Genomic DNA, 20,176 nt, shown 5'->3' with positions numbered 1-20,176 from the left:
AGCTCCCTGTTTATAGAATGGAATGGTTGGTTCATATTGGGCTCCATAGGAGCCTCCTGATGGCACGTCATTGGGAATGGTGGCAGGCGTAGCGGCTTGTGCGAGTGAAGGATCCCCATTTTAACAGCGAACGAAAGGATGATCACAAATGCAAGTAGTTAGTGCGCAGTACGGTTCGTAGGATGCCCTTTCGCACACGATGCCCTCTTGCCGCTCCGTGGAACTTAGCTTCACCACAGGCACACTTTACATATCCAAACACTTTGATGATAAAATAATATTGCCAATCTTGTCCGTAAGCGTTGGCAGCACATAACACTAAACCATGACTCTGCCTGCTGTGGACCGTCGACTGTGGACCGTGGACCAACTAACCATCGAATCAAAGCCTTACCTATGTCAACCAGAATTCTTTTTTTCGTAGCACTACTCATTGCCTTTCAATGCTCACCCGAAAAAAACCGCGAATCGCAGATCTTGTATCCCGAGCCCCTGCCCGACACCGTTGCCCTCCGGTTTTTGCCGGGCATTGTCAGCGGTGACTCTCTCGACTTCAACTCAGCCTTTTCGCGTGACGGAAAACGTTTCTATTTTTCAAGATCGTATCAGGGCAAATGGAGGATCCTGGAGACAACGCTTTACAACGGAACCTGGACCACCCCTGTGCTGGCGCCGTTCACTGAATCCGCGTATTCGCAGGCCGATCCTTTCATCACCCGCGATGGAACCTTGTACTATATTTCCAACAGGCCGCGCGATGCTGAAGATACTACGGCCGACTATGATATCTGGTTTGTTCGTCCCCAGGCCGGCAATACCTGGTCACAACCCGAGAACGTCACGCAAGTGAATACCGACAGCACTGAATATTATGTTTCGTTAGCGGATAACGGAAATTTGTACTTCGCTTCCAATCGTGAAGGAGGACTTGGCGATCATGATATTTATGTCAGCAAATTCGTGAACGGCGCTTACACAACACCTGTGAACCTCGGGCCTTCGGTGAACTCAGCGCAGATGGAGCACGACCCGATGATCGCCGCCGATGAATCATTCCTGATCTTCACCTCCGTAGACCGCCCCGATAGCTTCGGTAGCGGCGATCTCTATTATACATTGCAACAAGATGCCGGCAGAACGTGGACACCCGCCAGGAACATGGGCAGCCGTTTCAACACCTCCACGTATGAGTACTGCTCTTACCTCACCCCTGATTCGAAGTATCTGTTCTTTAGCTCGGACTATGATGTTAAGTGGAACCGGATCAGGATTAATGAATTAAAGGATTAACAGCATTTCCTTCGTAGCTTAATCTTGTTGATCCTGTCAATTCTGTAATCCTGGTTTAATCCTGTTCATCCTGTAAATCTTGTAAATCCTGATCATGTAAGGTTTTCCACTCAATCTCCTTCGTTAGCTTTCATCCACTGACCGCCGCTGCCGAAGCGTCATTTTCTTTGTAATTGGTCTAAAAATCAAGATAAGTTGAAAGTTGGCGTATCGTTTTGAATCGATTGCGATGACTACGCTTAAAATCGATAATACATTTTTTCGCTTCTTGTTTACGAATTCGGTATTTTCTTTTATGAATTTGTGAAATTTTAATTAAATTCAGTGTATAATTAAGCCGGTATAGATGTAAGGTTTGCCTTGCTTCTGTAACAAATATTCAATTCAACTATAAGCTTAGCCCCCTTTATTATGAAGCCCAATGATAAAGGAGATTATGACGAGGCTTACGCGTTGCGACTCCTGAGCAGGGGAAGCGAGCAGGGTTTCAGAATGATCTACGATCGATACGCGAGAGGAATTTACGCAGCGTCTTTAAAGATGCTGCAGTCGGAAATGCTTGCCGAAGATGTGGTTCAGGATGTGTTCATGCGCATCTGGAAGAACCCCGAGCGTTTCACCCATGTTGAAGATCTCCGCCCTTACCTGTTCAAGGTTTCGAAGTACGCCTGCCTGAGAAAGTTCAAACAAATGAGTCGCGAGATGCAGGCCAACAAAGAGTACGTGCACCGGAAAAACCTTGCCACAAACGACGTCGACGACTACATCAACGAAAAAGATTACTCCGAGCTGGTGAAGCAGGCGGTGGAGAAACTTCCTCCGCAGCGCAAGCGCGTGTTCAAGCTGGTGCGCGAGCAGGGCTTGAGCCACGAAGCCACTGCCACCCAACTACAGTTGTCACCCGCCACGGTCAACAATCATATCGGCCTCGCTGTGAAATTCATCAATGACCAGGTGATGAAACAACTCATTTCACTCACCTTGCTCAGTTGCTTCCTTTCCTGAATTCTTCCATCACGTTTTTACGCCGCTTGCATCTTTGTGATGTTATGTGTTTAACGGAACACGTGCTTTTCATGTCATTCTTTAAACATTCTAAATAATATATTTTTTTTCGCCTCATTGGTTATTCATCCGCTTTGAAGTCTGTTGCTATCAGAATGTCTGAAATAGATAGATGGAAAAAAAGGTGAATACGAATGACGAGCTACACCTTTTAAAAATTCACTGATATCACTTTATGGACAGATTGCAGTATCTCCTTCAGCGCTACACAAACAAAACAGCCACACCGGCTGAGTTAAAAGAATTGTCTGCGCTGATGGACAAAAATTTTGAAGACAGCATCAATAAGGACCCCGGGCTATCGGCGCAGCAAGAGGAGCGCATGAAGATGCGCTACCAGCACATCATCGCCTCGCCGCGCAAGGAGCCTGTGAAGACCGTGCGCATGAGGTCATGGCCGTGGATGGCAGCAGCGGCCGCCGTCACACTCATCATTGTTTCGCTGGTGGTGCTGATGAGGGATGATGCAGGGATTGATCGGCCGTTACAGGGGCTGGCGGTGACGCGTGTTGTTCACAGTGGCCAGCACCAGGCTGAGTTGGTTGAGCTTCCGGACGGAACGAAGGTGATCCTGAATAAGAATAGTGAACTGCGTTATGATTCGGCCACGTTTGGTGTGAGCACACGTGAAGTGACGCTCACGGGCGAAGCCTACTTCGATGTTACGCATGATGCGGGGAAGAGATTTGTGGTGAAGACAGGTGAGGTGAGTACGCAGGTGTTGGGAACGGCGTTCAATGTCAGTGCTTATCCGGGGCAAAGTGCGATTACGGTTACGGTGGAGCGTGGGTCGGTGCAGGTGGGGGACTTGCAACGGACATTCGGAATCATTGAACGAAACGAGCAAATTGTTGTAAACGTTTCCAACGACGAGGTTGTGCGGCTGCAGGCCGATGCTCAATCTGTGGTTGCCTGGAAGAATAATTACTTCATACTTGATAATACAACCTTTGCTGAAGCCGCAGCGCTTATTGAGCAGCGCTTCAATGTGAAGGTGATTATTGAAAATGAGTCTTTAAAAAATTGTAGAGTAGTAGCCTCATTTTTGAACGGAGAAAGTCTGAAGCAAATTGTAGACGCTTTAAGTAAAATTCAGAATGCTACTGCGACGATCAACGGAGACCGAGTCATGATTGAAGGTGGCTTGGGCTGTACGGCGACCGATAACTAGAAATTTGATTGAAGGGCACCACGCTTATCAGTTAAGAATTGTCGTGATAGCAATAACGGAACTAGAAAAACTATTTCACATTAAGAGGGCCAGAAATATGTTGTTGAATTTATGGTTCGCCAAAAAAGAGTTAAAACTAATAAGAAGCAAATGAAATCAACGTCAGAATTTCTTAAAGTAATTATAACCTTGACACTAGGAGTGGCAGGGGTTTTTCTCTTATCCTGTGATGATGAAAAGGTTGATACTATTCCGACCTTGTCCACCGTTACGATAACTGAAGTGACAGGAACCACCGCTATAGTTTCAGGAGAAATTGTTGATAATGGTGGTTCGGAAATTACTGCAAGCGGCTTTGTTTACAGTAGTACTAATGCGCTACCTACACTACAGGATAATTTCACGGAGACATCCGGAATCGACGGTACGATAACGAGCAATCTGGCTGGTCTCACATCTAGCACAATCTATCATGTGCGCGCGTATGCTATTAATAGTAAGGGTACTGGTTACGGCGAAGTCATTGATTTTTCCACTGGAAATGCCGCACCAGTGGTGACTGCTGTTTCAATTACAGGAACAGTGAAAGCGAATGCAGAACTGACTGCCGCTTATACTTACAATGACGCGGAAAATGATACTGAAAGCGGAACCGAGTTTCAATGGTATCTTTCCAATGACGTGGCAGGTACTGGTAAAACTCCGATTGCTGGCGCTACATCAATGAAATACATTGTGAGGGTCGCTGATGAAAGTAAATTCATCACTGTTCGAGTGACTCCGAAAGCCTCAGTTGGCGAGACGGTTGGTGAGTCAGTAGAGTCAGCTTTTGTAGGCCCGGTCGGCGAGGCAACAGAGATAACGTTTCTTTACAATGGCGCTCAAGTCACTTATGCGATAATTGTTAGCCCGGTCACCAACCGACGGTGGTTAGATCGCAATTTAGGAGCGCCCAATGCAGCCAATGCCTATAATGATTTTGCCAATTATGGGGATGCGTTCCAATGGGGACGAGGGGCTGATGGCCATCAATTGACAAACCGCACGGCGACGTCTGCGGGTACTACAGGCGTCAACGGAACGGAAAGTACGCTGGCGACTTCGGACGCTCCTGGGCATAATAAGTTCATATTGACATCTTCTAATCCGTTTGATTGGAGAAATCCTAAGAATGATAATCTTTGGCAAGGTGTAAATGGAGTTAATAACCCTTGTCCTGCAGGATTCAGGCTTCCGACAATAGAAGAATGGACTGCAGAAAACCTCGGGATGGCTGCTGCTGCTTATACTCAGCTTAAGTTGACCCTTGGCGGTCACAGGCTCGGGACTGGTGCCCACTCGAATACGACAGCATTTGGTTACTATTGGAGTTCTTCCATTTCTCCAACAACTCAGGCAAATGCGAGCTTTCAAAGAGTCGCTACTTCTTTTGCCTCTCAGCAACTTGATGAACCAAGAGGGATGGCTCAATTATGCCGTTGTATAAAGAATTAGATCGAACTATAAATATGCTTTCGAGAAAAAAAATAAGGCGATAGCAAGAAAAAACCACCCCGGATTCCGGCCCGGGATGGTTTTGTTCGTCTTAACAATTATGCGCTAACCGTTAAAACATCGACAATTTATGGATTTTATTTCGACGGAACCAGTGGTTTATCTCCAAGCGAGCATATGCCCCTGGCGCCTCGCAAAACTGAGGTTTCTAATGAAAGTAGGTTTGTTTTACACGATTTTAGTGATTACCAGCAGCCAATTTATATTCGCTTACTCGAGTTTTGGTCAGCTGCCGGAGCAACGAATGACCCGTGTCAGTTTAAGGAATCAAGACCTGGAGACCCTATTCGTGAAATTACAAGAACAAACAGGATTGTCTTTTATAATTCCGGGTGAAGTAGCCAAGACCAAAAGTATTAATCTGCAAAAAGCAGATCGAACTGTTAAAGAAGTGCTTGATATTGTTTTGTACAATACTGGTCTGGCATATGATTTTAGTGAAAATTTGGTTTTTATTTATGAAGACACGATTAGGAAAACGAAGGCAGTTGATAAATCAAACTTGCTCTCTTCATTAACCCTAAAGGTTACGGGTAAAGTTATAACTGCATCAGAGAAGGTGTCGTTGCCGGGGGTAAGCATTATAGTAAAAGGTACTAATAAAGGAACGACAACAGATATGGATGGGGAGTTTGTTATAGAAGTTGAAGAAAAAGATATTTTGGTTTTTACCAGCATTGGTTATAAAAATTTAGAGATTCAAGTAAATGGACAAACCATCATTGATGTATTAATGGAGGAGGACGTTACTTCATTGAATGAGGTGGTCATTAATGCGGGGTATTACAAAACTACTGACAGAACAAGAACTGGAAATATAGTAAAAGTTGCAGCTAAAGAAATTGAAACTCAACCTGTCACCAGTCCATTAATGGCGTTACAGGGTAGAGTGCCCGGATTGGAAATTAGTCCGAATAGCGGTGTTCCAGGAAGTGCTCCCAAGATTCTGCTCAGGGGTCGAAGTAGCCTGAGAAATGATTTTCTTGACGATACTAAAAACGGGCCTTTGTTCATTATCGATGGGGTTCCAATCGATCCTTCACCGTTGCGAACGGCTTCGGTTGTTGTTACCACCAATGGGTTTGATCCCCTTGCTGCGCTTAATCCAGCGAACATTGAAAGTATCGAAGTATTGAAGGATGCAGATGCGACAGCGATCTATGGTTCCAGGGGTGCAAATGGGGTGATACTGATCACAACAAAGCAAGCAACTGCCAAGGGTAAAACCAATATTGATGTTAGCTTGTACTCAGGCGTCGGCAAAATAGTCAATAGAATGGATGTGCTAAATACCCAGCAATACCTACAAATGCGTCAAGAAGCTTTTGCGAACGATGGGGAGAGCCCAGGCATTCTTGATTATGATGTTAATGGAACGTGGGGAGAGGAAAGAAACACAGACTGGCAAGAGAAATTATTAGGCGGAAAGGCTGATATCTTTGATGTATCAGCCGGCATTTCAGGTGGAAGTGCCAACACATCTTTCAGACTAGGCGGATCCTATCATAAGGAAGGAGTTATTTATTCTAAGGGGTTTGGTTTTCAAAGAGCAACAGGGAATTTTAGTTTAAATCACTTTTCAGAGAATAAACGATTTAACGTATCACTAACAGCCAATTATGGAGCTAACAATAACAAGCTTTTTCAACATGGAGATTTTGTTACAGCAGCATTGAATCTGCCTCCTAATGCTCCCGCTCTTTTTGATGAGAATGGGAGTCTTAATTGGGGAATAATTGAAGTGGGAACTTCAAAAGTGGCTACCTTCTTTAATCCGCTGGCCAAGTTAAGAAACACTACAGACGTAGTTAATGGCAACCTAGTAGTGAACGGGACTTTGAGCTACAAACTTTTTTCTCAATTTCATATCAAAACAAATATTGGATTTACGGAGCTCAATAGCAGGGAAACTACAAAATATCCAATAGCAGCCAGCGCGCCAACACTTATCTTACCCAACTCTACTGGGTCTGCGATTTTTGCAAACAACTATCGTAAATCCTGGCTGGCAGAGCCGCAACTTTCATATGCAGTCGATTATCGTCAACACTCCATCAACGCAGTGATAGGTGCTTCGTGGCAAGAAAATGTCGGCGAGTATAAAACCATAACGGGATCGGGATACTCCTCAGATTTGTTCCTTAATTCTCTCAGAGCTGCCAGATCAGTAACCATAGGGTCGGATTTAACGAGTGAGTACAAGTACGTTGCTGTGTTTCTTCGCGTAGGCTACGATTTCAAAGGTAAATATCTTGCAAATATTACGGGACGAAGGGATGGGTCTTCACGTTTCGGCCCCAATCACAAATTCGGCAATTTCGGAGCCGTTGGTGCGGCCTGGGTATTTTCTAACGAGAACTTCGTTCGGGATCATGTTCCGGTTATAAGTTTTGGTAAAATAAGGGGCAGTTACGGTATCACCGGCAATGATCAGATTGGAGATTATAAATTTTATGATACATATAGTATTTCCCAATACCCATATCAGGGAATGACGAGCCTTTCTCCGACGGCTTTATTCAATCCCAATTTTGCGTGGGAAGCGACGAAGAAATTGGAAGGAGCAATAGAACTGAGTCTTTTTAAAGAAAAAGTTTTTCTGGAGATTAACCGCTATGTTCACACCTCATCCAATCAGTTAATTCAATATCAGCTTCCGGCCACATCAGGGTTCAATTCAGTGTTTTCGAATTTTAATGCCACTGTCGAAAACAGTGGCTGGGAAAGTATAATTCGCTTTAAGATATTCCGAACTTTGAATTTCGGTTGGACGACGTCGCTTAATATTTCGGCGAACAGGAATCGACTGGTGTCATTCCCAGACATTGAAAATTCTTCTTACGCGAACTTTTACAAGGTTGGTGAATCTTTATCCATTCAAAAAAGGTACGATTATAAAGGGATAAGTCCATTAACCGGTTGGTATGAAGTGAGGGATATCAAAAATGATGGCATACTCAATGCAGAGGACAGGCAGTTTAGTAGTCCGGTAGACAGAAAATACTACGGGGGCTTTGATAATACGTTCAGCTGCGGATCTTTTGAGCTTTCGTTTCTCTTTCAATTCTCAAAACAACAAAAACTTGCATATATGTATGCAATGCCCGGTTATCGTAACTATAACCTGCCGGCAGAGGTACTCAGTCGCTGGCGAAAGCCCGGAGATGTTACTGCAATAGGAAAATTCACACAAAACTCTGCAAATTTTTCAAGCTTTGCCCAGCTTACAAACAGTGATTACTGGATTCGTGACGCGTCCTTCGTGCGTCTAAAGACTCTTACTGTTTCCTATAGTCTCCCCCCTAAAATATTGAAGAGTGCAAAGCTTCACGGCGCAAGGATATATTTCCAGGGTCAAAACTTACTGACATTTACAAAATACCCTGGTTTTGATCCAGAGACTGGAACCAGCTTACCACCGTTGAAAGTATTGAGCGGTGGATTGCAGTTGACTTTTTAATGAATAACCTCAATCTCATGAAATGCAGGAGCTATTATTTTTTGGGTAGGCACATTGGCGTTGTCATTTTAATTCTTGCCTTTACTGCCTGCGAAAACTTCATCGGTGTTGATGTCGAAAAATCACAAATTGTCAAAGAGGCGGTGTTCAGTAGCGACGTTACAGCATCTTCTGCTGTTACTGGCATTTATACAGACATGTACAACGGGGAGAATAGTTTTGCGAGTGGTAACAGATACAGTGTTGCTTCTTTGTGCGGTCTTTCAACTGACGAGATCATATATTTTCCTGAAACTGTTGAGTTCAACGCTTTTGAGAATAATAATCTATTGTCAAGCAACACCAATGTATCAAGCCTTTGGCAGACTATGTATTATTCAATTTATGGAGCCAATGCGGTGCTTGAAGGATTAGCTAAGTCTACCGGCGTAAGTGCGGCTGTTAAACAACAGCTCGAAGGAGAAGCCTTATTCATACGCGCCTTTTGTCATTTCTATCTAGTGAATTTATTCGGGGACGTACCTATAATTACCACAATAAATTATAGTGTTACTTCTAAATCAACCAGGCAACCTCCCTCTGTTGTTTACGAGCAAATCATTTCTGATTTGATAATGGCAAAGGAGTTGATGAATGAACATTACGTAACAACCGGCCGGGTCAGGCCAAATCGAAGTACAGCTGCCGCGTTGCTTTCACGCGCATACCTCTATATTGGTGATTGGAAAAATGCCGAATTGCAAGCTTCTGAGATCATTAACGATTCAAAGTATAGTTTGGAAGCAAATCTGGCCGATGTTTTCCTTAATAATAGCGATGAATCCATCTGGCAATTAATGCCAGTCGGATTGATCTCGAATACTAACGAAGGATACATGTTCATATTGATTTCGGCACCTACGACAACGACACAGCCTTTCCACCTTGCAACAAGTTTGGTCAACGCGTTTGATGCGGAGGACAAAAGAAGATCAGAATGGATTAACACAAAGATCATTGGAACGACAAACTATTACTATCCATTTAAATATAAAAAAGGCGCTGGAGGTAGCGCAACCACTCCTTCAGTCTCTTTAACAGAATACAGCATGGTTTTTCGATTGGCTGAGCAGTACCTGATTCGCGCTGAGGCAAGGGCTCATCTTAATAATCTAACCCAGGCTATATCAGATTTAGATCTTATTCGAATCAGGGCCGGGTTGCCCTCCATCTTAAACATAAATCCAACGATTGATCGAACGGAATTTTTGCTCGCCGTAGAACAAGAACGGAGAAAGGAGCTGTTTACAGAATGGGGCCATCGTTGGTTGGACCTAAAGCGGACAGGCCGCGCTAACATCGTGCTTAGCGGAAAGCAAGGTTGGTCACCTGATGATCAGTTATATCCGATTCCCCAAATTGAACGGGATAGAAATCCACAATTAGGAAACCAAAACCCCGGATACTGAATGTTATAACGCTTTGACCTGTGGATGGAGTACAAGGGTACTCTATGTGCTGTTCATAAGCTTATATACACAGAAATTTACGACAATTGAAAAAGGAACAAACCAACAAAAGGCATTCAGAGAAAGCGCAGTGTGTTAAATGCGCATGCTACGTTTGATGAGGCGAGTGCTGGAAAAAGACGGTCGGAAAGATCAGGCCGTGGACGCCTGCCCTCGTCCTACGAATCTTTGGATGAGATGCCGATTTACTTACCGATTGGTGAAAAATATTACGTCACATCTTTTCAAAAAGATAGCTATGAATAGTAAAGATACAATTAAAATATTTACCCTGATCATCGTAGTAATAAGTACAACCTTTACCACCGCACAAAGAAAACCCGATTTGAAGGAGAATGATTCAATTCCAATTGATTCTGAGGTTAAAATAGGGAGATTGAACAATGGCTTAACCTATTATATTCGAAAAAACGCGAACCCTAAAGGAATCATTGAGTTGAGATTGATAGTTAAGGCAGGAAGCTATTTTGAAGATGAAGACCAGCTTGAGTTAGCTCACCTGACGGAGCACATGGCGTTTGAAGGCACCAAGAATTTTCCAGGTGATAGTGTGGTAAACTATGCTGAAAAGAATGGAATCTTTTTTGGAAAAGGCCTAACTGCCAGCACAGCCGGTATGTTTACGAGTTACAAAATAAGTGTTCCATCTAGTACCCCTGACATCCTCAGCAATAGTCTCCTTATTCTTAGAGAGTGGGCTCAAGATCTCGTTTTTGAACCTCAACGTATTGATGCGCAACGTGGTGCAGTATTAGGGGAATTTCGTCAGAAAAACGGAAGCTCGTCTGCAAAACGAGCCCTGGAGAAAAGTAGTAGGATATTTTTTAATGACTTGCGATTATTGGAAATCAATCGACTTAACATTGAAAACATTCGGAGTTTCAAACATGAATCTCTTCTGAGATTTTATAGAGATTGGTATCGACCGGATTTAGAGGCAGTAATTGTTGTGGGCGATCTTGATCCGAATGTCGTTGAATTGAAGATACAATCGTTGTTTTCTGATTTACAAAATAATAATCCACGCGAAGTAAAGAATTTTGAATCGCGAATGAAGGGCGCCCTACTGAGTAGAAATGGACTGGTCTTATTTTCGGGACCGGATGTAAGTGATATCCGAGTGGAAATTTTTTTAAAACGAAATAGCACAAAACAAGCAAAGAATACGTTGGGTTATTTTAAAAGTTCCATTATGGATGATATGTATAGTGGATTAATGCGCATTAGGCTTGAATCACTTTCTAAAAAATTTAATACGTATCCCATAAATAGCTATATCAACAGAAATTCCTTTGATTCAGAAATCGATGCGCTCACTGCCTCGACAACTTTGAATGACATAGATGACGTGAAAGAGGCGTTAAAGTCAATGACGATTGAATTACGGCGGATTGGCGAATATGGTTTTGCTTCAGAAGAACTAGTCAAAACAAAGCGCGCTTTGCTGCTTGCGATTAGGTCAGACAACAGTACTAATTCTGATTATTTAGCTAACAAATTTAAAGAGCATTTTGTTTATGATAAAGCAGCGCCCAGCCCTTCGTATGAATTATCATTGATTTCAAGGCTAATCGATGAAATTACCTTGGATGAGATTAATAATTTTGTTAAAGAGTGGATCAATTTTGATGTAAACAGAGATATTGTCATTACAGTGCCCGAATGCAACAAAGCTAAACTCCCAAGTGAGGGTGTCGTAGATAATTGGATAAGAGAATTCAAAAAAGAAAAGCTCGCGCCATTCAAAAATCAGTTTACTGTTCCTAATACATTACTGCACACCAGTGAAATTAAGTATGACACGTGTCAGAAGATTGTTAAAGAGACATGGACTAGCGATGAATGTGCTATAAAAGATGCAACTGTAACGAAATTTTCTTTATACAACCGGGTCACGGTATTGTTGAGGACGTCAGAAACTTCGGATCAAGGTAGAAACGGAATTACGCTAAGGGCTTATCGCAACGGAGGTGTTTCGCTCTATGATGGTGTTGATAGGTTAGCGGCACGGGTTGTTGGTAGTTTGATTTCACAAAGTGGGGTAGGTCTCTTTAATAAGTTTCAACTGGAAGAGTATCTTAAAGAAAAGCGAGTGAGGGTTTCGTTTAACGTTAATGAAAATCATGAACAGATTAATGCTTCGTGTGCAGAGGAGGATTTAGAGATAATGTTTCAACTAATACACTTGTACTTTGTTTCACCACGAAAGGATGAAAGAGCGTTTGAATACTGGAGATCCCTCAAGAAAGCTCAAATAGTTCGAGATGCGACTAATGGAAGTTCTCTGATTCGAAACGCTGATCGTGCTCTGCAAGGCGATAGCACTTTACTCACAACTAAACAGTTGGAGAAGATTGAGTTTGAAAATGTTTGGCGAATTTATAAAGATCGTTTTTCGGGGATAGGTGATTTTACTGTCTGTATTGCAGGGAATTTTGATCTGAAGCAGATGCAAAAAATGTTGCTAAAATACTTAGCGAGCTTACCGGCGGGTGAGCAAGAAACTGCAGCGCAAAAGGAATTAGTCTACACTTCCCCTAGCAAGGGGCAGAAGACGATATATTTCGGAGACAATAACAGGGCTGAGATAGGATTATTCTTTCCTGGGGTAAACAGGTATTTCTTTACAACAAGGAATAAGTTGATGTTGGACTTATTGGGCGATGCTCTTTATTTCAAGATTGTAGATCGACTGCGCACTAAAGAGGGCGGAGTCTATACTCCTTTTGCATATGTAATTAACTCAAGGCTATCAAAAGATAGTGTTGATTATTTTTTTTGCATAAAATTGGACACTGCGCCGAACGAGGTCCAAAAGATGGTTAGCTTTGCTTTGGAGGAGTTTAGATCATTAAAGGAAAGCGGGCCTGACTTAATAACCTTTGAAAAATCAGTTGCACGAAGGCAACAGGAACTTATAAGGTTGAAGCGGGCCGGAATCGATGCTAGTAAATTGGCAGATTTGTACCAATTCGACGATTGCCCTGCGGAATACCTGCAACAGGAGGAAATCTTAAAGTCCATAACGCTTGATGATATCAAAATAGCTGCTAATAAGTTTCTTTCGGAGCAGAATTTTCAAAAACTCGAATGGTTGCCTGAAGGGTCTAGACCAAACGAAAACTAGCCATTTTTTTTGTGAAATTAAAGATCTTCTCTATTAAGGACTTCAACTACTCCTTCTGCCAGTATTATCGGAGGATATAAATGTTCGCCATATTTTGCATTTACGCAAGAGGGCGAACCATACACTTGAGCAGTCAGTGTACCATTGACTATTATTTTACAAAAGTAACCGGAAAAATTGTTGCATTCTTCTTCAACTTGCACGCATACTAAAGGTTCGCCTTCGTATTGTATACTAATAAAACTTCTTTCAATATTGTCGACATTAACAGAGGCGAACGCGCTGCCTAATGCGAGTGCGACTGCCCCGATTCCAAGAATTGCATTTTGGGTCTTCATATGTTCTTAATGGTAAACATTCAGTCCCGGATATTTAAGAATGGATTCCGCAGTGGCCTTTTTGTATAGATGATAAAATGGGCTGCCACTGTTAAGTGACAGCCCAGAAAAATTTAGCAACTAGCGTGTCTCATCATTGATGACCTCTACTACATCTTGGAGAGTTTGTCCAGGAAGAAATGGGTTGTTGTCTTTTTTGGCACTGAGACAAGTAGGTTGATCATACACTTGTGCAGTAAGGGTGCCGTTTATGACAATTTTGCAGAACTGACCTGTTCCACTGCAATCTCCAATCGGAACGCAAACAAATTCTTCCTCTCCCTGATATCTAACATCAATGTAGTCGTCGTTTACAGTCATAACTGAAGAGAATGCACTGCCAATTGCAAAAACAAGAGCACAAAGCCCAAGTATAACATTTTTAGTTTTCATGGTAATAATGATTTAAGTTTAAAAATGGGTTAGCTTACTTTGGATTATTCAGGTGTTCAGCTTTTAATTCCTGACTTCATCGATGAAAATCTTTATAATGAGTGATATTTTTGATCCTTAATCAAAGATCAGCGAAATCCGGCTATTGATGAAAATCTTCATTTATTGAGACGTTATTATTGTTCAACTCATAAACAACCAAATGCCTCCCGAAAAGTGCAATGAGTTGATTGTTAAAAACACGAAAATCAGAAAGTGAGTTGTTTCGATATTTTGGTACGTGAAAGCTAAAAACGTAGATCCCTTGATTTATATCGTAAACGTCAATCACTGCTGATTTTTTGAACACTTTTTCATCTTCATTGTTGGCCAATAGAAGTGATTGGTTGTATAAGTAATTTTTAGAGACACAACTTAAACCATTAATTACGGTTGGTGGGCTTGCTGCCATTGTCAGTTTTTTCGATTCAATTTGGGTTAGCTTGACCCTGGCAACGCTAAATGTATCAATCGTATTTCCTCTATATGACAGGTTCATATTCGTATCCATCACGATATACTGATTTCTATAAGCATATAGATAGATTAATTTATGGAGGTCCTTGCTAAAGTGGAGTTTCCCATTAACGCAAAAGACCCCATCTTTCTGTTTTTCAAGTAATCCATATTTGAACTTGAAATATGGGGTGTCGATAGCTGTTTTTCTTGCAAGGTGTAGTGCCTGCTGGTTACTGCTGTATGATTTAAGAGCCATTGAGGAAGTACTTATAGGGACGGCCTCTACAAAATAGTAACTACTGTCTGGCATATATTTCTTTGCCTCCCAAGAGTCAATCGTTCCTCTCATCGCTATAGGCATGATACCATTTGAGAGAAAGAAGTTGGGCGGATCAACGGTGGTTCGGAACGCCGAAGGTTCCCTGAGGCTGTCAACGCCGACTAGTTTTAGTCTTATATCGTGTGTGTTTTTGAATTCATAATCTGAAATCCATAAATTAAGAGGCTTAAAGGTATTGCTAATGTAGATCTTGTCGGCGGTAACCCCCGAAATATAAACCGATGAAGCCTCCAGCTCAAACGCGTTTTTCTCTTCGAGCGCTGTTTCTGGCAAGAGTTTTCTGTCAAAATTTGCTCGGAAAATTTTGCTATTTATAGGGGATGAGGCATACAAAGCGACCATAACTAAAGTAACGCTCAGTAAGCAGCCGATAAAAATAAGAATGTGCTTTTTTTCCATAATCTTAATGCTTAGGAATACGACACTTGATTTTCATTTTTTGAAACCGTGACAAGTAGAATAACTCCAATCACCGCTAGGAGCATGAAGGCAATGTTAAATACCAGATGTGCAGTCCACCCCATAGCACTAAGTATACCGCCACAAGAACAAGGAACGTATGGGCTGAAAGTGAGAATAAAGATAATGTAAGCTGTAAATCCGAACATTAATGAGAATGAAGCATAAAGTCCGACTAGCCGGAAGTGAGGAACAAAAAGCATAGCTGCGGTGATGAGTTCTATCCCGGGAACCAACCAAGCTAAAGTCCCTGCATACTTTGTGATTAATGGCGATTTGCCAATCTGCGCTTCAAATTCTTTGTATTCGAATAGCTTTGTTGCCGCCGCATAAATAAACAGCACCATAAAAAGAAAAACAATAATATCTAAGGCTACACTTTTTGTCAGTTTTAGTTTCATACGTGATGTTTTTGTTATTAGTCTTAAATCGACTTCACAAAACCCTGCCCCCATCCAGGTCTTCCCGACCACCTGGACAGTAACATAGATCCTGATATTCCCGGTCCACATGTTTAGGCTAAAACCACTAAGGTTTTATTCAATGCAATACCCTTTAAAGTGACCGGGCTAGAGCGGTAACACCCGGCCACTTACAAAGGCTAGTTGATCGAATTTGCACCACACCGTCTATGTGATGACTCCGTTGTGTTTGTGAAGTGAAATTACTTCGTGAGACTATTCCAATGTCGCAACGACTTATGATATCCGGAGTATTTTATTTTTTTTCTTTCATCACTTGCTCGTGTAGGTTCTCCGTTGCGTTGTGAAGTAAAGGTAGGGTCTGAAACTATTCCCATGTTGCTTTCGATTTATGAATTCTGGAAATCTTCAGGTATTTCGTCTGCTTCGGAACTCCACTCGTGCTATTTATTAGCAGCCCTTGAATTTCTTAATATCCGCCTTCAAAAAGTCCGCATAATCCTGAGTATCCTGAAAATCCTGTCAATCCTGGTTTTTTTTCGCAGCTCAACGAACGAGTGCCAGATTTCTTTTAGAGATATTGAGGCGTTAATAGAGAATTAACAACTCGCCTGGTAAAAAGCACTGCCTCGCGTTGTTAAACCACCTGGCTGTGGACTGTCGACTGTGGACCGTGGACTCCAGAATCTAAATTCAGCAAAGCCCTCAGGTAATTTTCCCCCTTCTCCTTCGTAGTTCCCCCGGGGAGTGCCCGAATTTCTTTTTAAACACCTTTGAGAAGTTAGAAGGCGACTTATACCCCACTGCAGTTGCAATATCACGTATAGGCATGTCCGTTGTAACAAGCAGGTCCGCTGCTTTTCGCATCTTTTCAGAGAGCACAAAATCATAGACTGTTGTGCCGTGCACTTGTTTGAAACCGTTTTCGAATTTGCGCCTGTTCATGCGGATCTTATCGGCCAGGAAGTCAACATCGAGCTGAAATCGCAGGTTTTGCTGGATGAACTCCTTCAGCATCAGTATTCTCAGTCTTTCTTCGTCATTGGGTCCGGCGGCAAAATTCTTGCAGACGTCGAGGGAGAGCAACATCAGTTGTGCGAACTTCGTGCTGAGATACTGGTCTCGTAAGGGGCCTTGGAAATCGCAGCCGATGATGTGATGTATGCAGTCGAACATGGAGGGTGTGATGTGGGGATGCGTTTCACACATGAATACGGGGATCTTTCCGTTTATTTTGGCAAGGAATTCATCCAGTACAGGGAAGTGTTTGAAAATGGTTTTGAGGTAGGCGGCGTTGAATTCAACAAAGAAGAAGTCGTATTTGCCTTTTTTTAGCTTGAGGTCGGCACTGCCTTCGGGGGCATACACCATGTTATAATGGCCTTTGCGGAGAACGGGCGCATGATCAGCACCGTTGGCGTATTGTACCTTAGCGCCCAGGTTGAGCACCAGGCCCAGGAATTCTGTGGGCGGCACGTAGGGGACGTTGCCATTTTTCGTCAGCAACAATTGCAAATGCAGCATTCTGCCTTTGGGTATTTCACCCAGTTCCGGCTGGAAGTCATAATACATAGCCGTTTTCATGAATATGGGGTTATGGGGCTGAATTTCGCAACGGAGTTCTAATGCGTGTTTACGTTTTTTGGAATTAGATTTATGAAAGCGGGAGTATTTTTACCTTTCCCATTTTGATAACCGCTTCGCGACATATGGACGCTTGGTCTGTCCTGGGAAATATATTTCAGTGCGCAGTGGTTATTGCCTTCGTAAATATGCTGTTTAATACAGTCCACGGTCCATAGTCGACAGTCCACGGCAGTGTGGTGTTATTCAACTTTGTGTCTGTAATATTATTTGTCGGTTGGGAGCTCGCGCGTGGGCTTTTTTACTGCATTGTAGCTTTTCAGGGGGGTAAAGTATAGTCTATAGCTTGGTTTAAGGGTGGATTGATTCCTGCCTGTGTCTATTATTTACAAATCACTAAACCAACGTTGCACGTGGAGATCACCAACAAGCTTGAAAAATTCATACAGCGGGTAGAAGCGCTGATGAATGTTCTGAGGGAGCAGCGGAATAACCTTCACATTCAGAATAATGTGGACCAGTTCTATTATATGGAGAAGCTGGCGGAATTGCGTGTGCTGGAAGAAAACCTGCTCGATGAAGTCGATCGGTTACGATATTATCAGCAAAGATTTGAAAGCGAATACGCACAGGCCTTCTGCCGCTGGAAAAAAGACGTGCGGTTTTTGAACTCCCTTGCCATACCCGCCAAAAAGGCGGCTGAAGATGCAAAAATTTAGAACTGCTTTTTAGTGAGCAGTAGAAATAAGATTCGCTTAGCTGATTCAGTTTTTCACCTCGAAATAGAACTGAACCGTGAACCTTCACCGTTCCTATTGCCTACTGCCATGATAGCGTAAGCTATCATCATTTGCCTATTGCCTACTATGGTAAAGTTGTGCTTCGTGACACTCCTGGCATAAGTGCGTCAGTTTTTTAAAAATAAAATTTACATCGGATAGGTTATTGGCCGTCCGACAAGGCTGTTAATATCAGTTTAGTCGCGATAATCCCGATATCGATGAAGACCAGACCTTGCAACTTCTTGCTTTTATTTTGCTGTTTTATTCAGGTTGGTGCAATTTCGCAATCACGGGAATTCCAACCGATTAAATGGACTTTTACAACGCTACCCCTGGATAAGGGAGAGGCCAAGCTCATCTTCACCTGCAACCTCGAAGATGGATGGCATGTCTTTTCACAATTTATGGAAGAGGGCGGGCCGTTACCAACATCATTTCGGTTTGTGCCCGACCGTTCCTATTCGCTGGAAGGTAAGGTAGAGGAAGAAAGCAAACCAATAAAAGAATACGACAGCGTATTCCTGATGCCCATTGTCTGGTATAAGGGCACAGCCATTTTTTCACAACGCGTAAAACTGCATAATCCTGTTGCGACAGTCAGGGGAAGTGTGGCGTTCATGAGCTGCAACGGTGCGATGTGCCTGCCACCGGAAGAAATCGATTTCAGTGTTGAGGTGAAGGGAACAGGTCGAAAGAACTCAAAAAGAAAATAAGTTATAAAACACACAGGACCGGGGAACAATCTTTGAATGGGCTTCTTTGATAAATCCACAGGTGTTTCCTCACCCCATCTATTAAGTTTAGGTTAATTTTTTCTAGTTATGGGCAACCTGGCCCCGGCTCCTGGTGTTTTTGTGTGTTGTCTCTATAATCAGGTATAAGGTTAAAGGTGGCGCCGTCTGGGCCACCTTTTTTATTGCGCGCCGCAAAAATTGCAGCCGGCTGCCCAATGGCCGGAAGCACAAGGCAAGCAAGTTTTCTACAGCAAGAGTATCCAAACCTCTGCGCTCGCTGCGCATTCTCTGCGTTCTCCGCGGTTCCGTATTTCGGGAATGGTATTTTTTGCTTCCCATCTTAAAAACAATACTATGGCAACCAACAGATCCAATAACACAAACGCTTATGCGCTGATCACGGGTGCAACCAGCGGCATAGGCTACGAGCTGGCAAAACTATTTGCGAAAGATGGTTACAACCTGGTGCTTGTTGCCCGCTCGGGTGAGCGACTGCAGGAGGTGAGCGACGAGTTCAGGCAGCACAATGTAGACGTCATAGCGCTCGACAAAGATCTTTTCGATCCGCAGGCTGCGCGACAGATCTACACCGAAATGAAAGCGAGAGGCGTGCGCGTTGATTTTCTGGTGAACAATGCGGGCCAGGGACAACGGGGCAGGTTCCATGAAATACCGCTCGAACGGCACCTGGCGTTGCTGCAGCTAGACGTTATTTCATTGCTCACGCTCACGCGCTTGTTCCTTGACGACATGATCGCGCGCAATTCTGGCAAGATCCTGAATCTCGCGTCCGTTGTTTCCAAGACACCGGCTCCTGAATTTGCCGTGTATGCCGCCAGCAAAGCATTCGTGTTGTCACTTTCCGAGGCGCTCGCTGTGGAGCTGGAAGACACCAACGTTACCATTACTGCGTTGCTGCCGGGCAGAACCGACACGGACTTTTTCTACAAGGCCGATATGGTCGACACGAAAGAATACCAGGAGCACGACCTGGCCAATCCCGCTGAAGTTGCCCGCGATGGTTACGATGCCCTGATGAGTGGCGAAAGCCGCGTGATCTCCGGCGCGCAAAACAAAATGATGATCGGCATGCTCAACACCATGAGCGACAGCGCCAACGCCGCCAAGATGCACAAGAACATGCAGCCAACCGATAAGGCGGTAGATGAAAGACGTTATCGTTCATCACACACCGCTTCGGAGAGAGAACGGCAGTTAATTGAAAGAGAAAGTGATTGAAAAGGAGTAAGAATTAAGGAGTAAGTAGTAAGGAGGAGTGAGGAGTCTTTCCGGAGGCCCGTCATTCTGAGAATTTATCCAGCAGAAGGCTGTAGTGATGATAAGAATGACGCGCGCGTTCCTTTTTACGCTGGCATTTCAAATTACGAATTTCAGGAGGCTCCTATGGAGCC

General features: G+C 43.3%; 15 protein-coding genes. 10 read left to right on the top strand and 5 right to left on the bottom strand.

What is annotated here, in order from left to right:
• Window positions 1–396: 396 nt before the first annotated feature.
• The 7 genes from KK083_RS31760 (at window position 397) to KK083_RS31730 (ending at window position 13,175) form a co-directional block, all read left to right on the top strand.
• A complete protein-coding gene (locus tag KK083_RS31760; protein WP_254170193.1) occupies window positions 397–1,290 on the top strand; it encodes a TolB-like translocation protein in 894 nt (297 codons plus the stop codon).
• Between the two features lie 411 nt (window positions 1,291–1,701).
• Complete coding sequence (locus KK083_RS31755) at window positions 1,702–2,295, top strand: RNA polymerase sigma factor (RefSeq protein ID WP_254170192.1); 594 nt, start codon at window positions 1,702–1,704, stop codon at window positions 2,293–2,295.
• A gap of 235 nt (window positions 2,296–2,530) precedes the next feature.
• The gene (locus KK083_RS31750) at window positions 2,531–3,526 is read left to right on the top strand and encodes a FecR family protein (RefSeq protein WP_254170191.1); all 996 of its coding nucleotides are present in this window, start codon (window positions 2,531–2,533) and stop codon (window positions 3,524–3,526) included.
• A gap of 150 nt (window positions 3,527–3,676) precedes the next feature.
• The gene (locus KK083_RS31745; RefSeq protein ID WP_254170190.1) at window positions 3,677–5,020 is read left to right on the top strand and encodes a hypothetical protein; all 1,344 of its coding nucleotides are present in this window, start codon (window positions 3,677–3,679) and stop codon (window positions 5,018–5,020) included.
• Between the two features lie 211 nt (window positions 5,021–5,231).
• The gene (locus KK083_RS31740) at window positions 5,232–8,540 is read left to right on the top strand and encodes a SusC/RagA family TonB-linked outer membrane protein (protein ID WP_254170189.1); all 3,309 of its coding nucleotides are present in this window, start codon (window positions 5,232–5,234) and stop codon (window positions 8,538–8,540) included.
• A 17-nt stretch (window positions 8,541–8,557) separates the two neighbouring features.
• Window positions 8,558–9,988: a RagB/SusD family nutrient uptake outer membrane protein gene (locus tag KK083_RS31735; RefSeq protein WP_254170188.1), complete on the top strand. Its 1,431-nt coding sequence runs from the start codon at window positions 8,558–8,560 to the stop codon at window positions 9,986–9,988.
• A gap of 298 nt (window positions 9,989–10,286) precedes the next feature.
• Window positions 10,287–13,175, top strand: coding sequence for a M16 family metallopeptidase (locus tag KK083_RS31730; RefSeq protein ID WP_254170187.1), 2,889 nt, complete (start codon window positions 10,287–10,289; stop codon window positions 13,173–13,175).
• 17 nt (window positions 13,176–13,192) lie between these two features.
• Here KK083_RS31730 and KK083_RS31725 read toward each other — a convergent pair whose 3' ends face one another.
• From KK083_RS31725 to KK083_RS31705, 5 genes are all read right to left on the bottom strand, one after another.
• Window positions 13,193–13,513 (bottom strand): DUF6520 family protein, encoded by a 321-nt coding sequence (locus KK083_RS31725; protein WP_254170186.1) that lies wholly within the window; start codon window positions 13,511–13,513, stop codon window positions 13,193–13,195.
• Window positions 13,514–13,633: 120 nt separating this feature from the next.
• Window positions 13,634–13,945, bottom strand: coding sequence for a DUF6520 family protein (locus KK083_RS31720; protein WP_254170185.1), 312 nt, complete (start codon window positions 13,943–13,945; stop codon window positions 13,634–13,636).
• Between the two features lie 142 nt (window positions 13,946–14,087).
• A complete protein-coding gene (locus tag KK083_RS31715) occupies window positions 14,088–15,182 on the bottom strand; it encodes a hypothetical protein (protein WP_254170184.1) in 1,095 nt (364 codons plus the stop codon).
• An 11-nt stretch (window positions 15,183–15,193) separates the two neighbouring features.
• Complete coding sequence (locus tag KK083_RS31710; protein ID WP_254170183.1) at window positions 15,194–15,643, bottom strand: MauE/DoxX family redox-associated membrane protein; 450 nt, start codon at window positions 15,641–15,643, stop codon at window positions 15,194–15,196.
• A gap of 726 nt (window positions 15,644–16,369) precedes the next feature.
• On the bottom strand, window positions 16,370–17,248 hold the full coding sequence (locus KK083_RS31705) for a helix-turn-helix domain-containing protein (RefSeq protein WP_254170182.1): 879 nt from the start codon (window positions 17,246–17,248) through the stop codon (window positions 16,370–16,372).
• A 413-nt stretch (window positions 17,249–17,661) separates the two neighbouring features.
• Here KK083_RS31705 and KK083_RS31700 point away from each other — a divergent pair, with 413 nt between their 5' ends.
• From KK083_RS31700 to KK083_RS31690, 3 genes are all read left to right on the top strand, one after another.
• Complete coding sequence (locus KK083_RS31700) at window positions 17,662–17,967, top strand: hypothetical protein (protein WP_254170181.1); 306 nt, start codon at window positions 17,662–17,664, stop codon at window positions 17,965–17,967.
• Window positions 17,968–18,248: 281 nt separating this feature from the next.
• Window positions 18,249–18,743 (top strand): protein-disulfide reductase DsbD family protein, encoded by a 495-nt coding sequence (locus KK083_RS31695; protein WP_254170180.1) that lies wholly within the window; start codon window positions 18,249–18,251, stop codon window positions 18,741–18,743.
• A 375-nt stretch (window positions 18,744–19,118) separates the two neighbouring features.
• Window positions 19,119–20,003 carry an SDR family NAD(P)-dependent oxidoreductase gene (locus KK083_RS31690; protein WP_254170179.1) on the top strand — a complete coding sequence of 295 codons (885 nt, stop codon included), beginning with the start codon at window positions 19,119–19,121 and terminating at the stop codon, window positions 20,001–20,003.
• Window positions 20,004–20,176 lie beyond the last annotated feature (173 nt).

Source organism: Chryseosolibacter histidinae, assembly GCF_018598225.1.
GTDB lineage: Bacteria > Bacteroidota > Bacteroidia > Cytophagales > Cyclobacteriaceae > Chryseosolibacter > Chryseosolibacter histidini.
Note: the sequence above shows the minus strand (reverse complement) of the source record. Positions and strands in the feature narration are given on the sequence as shown.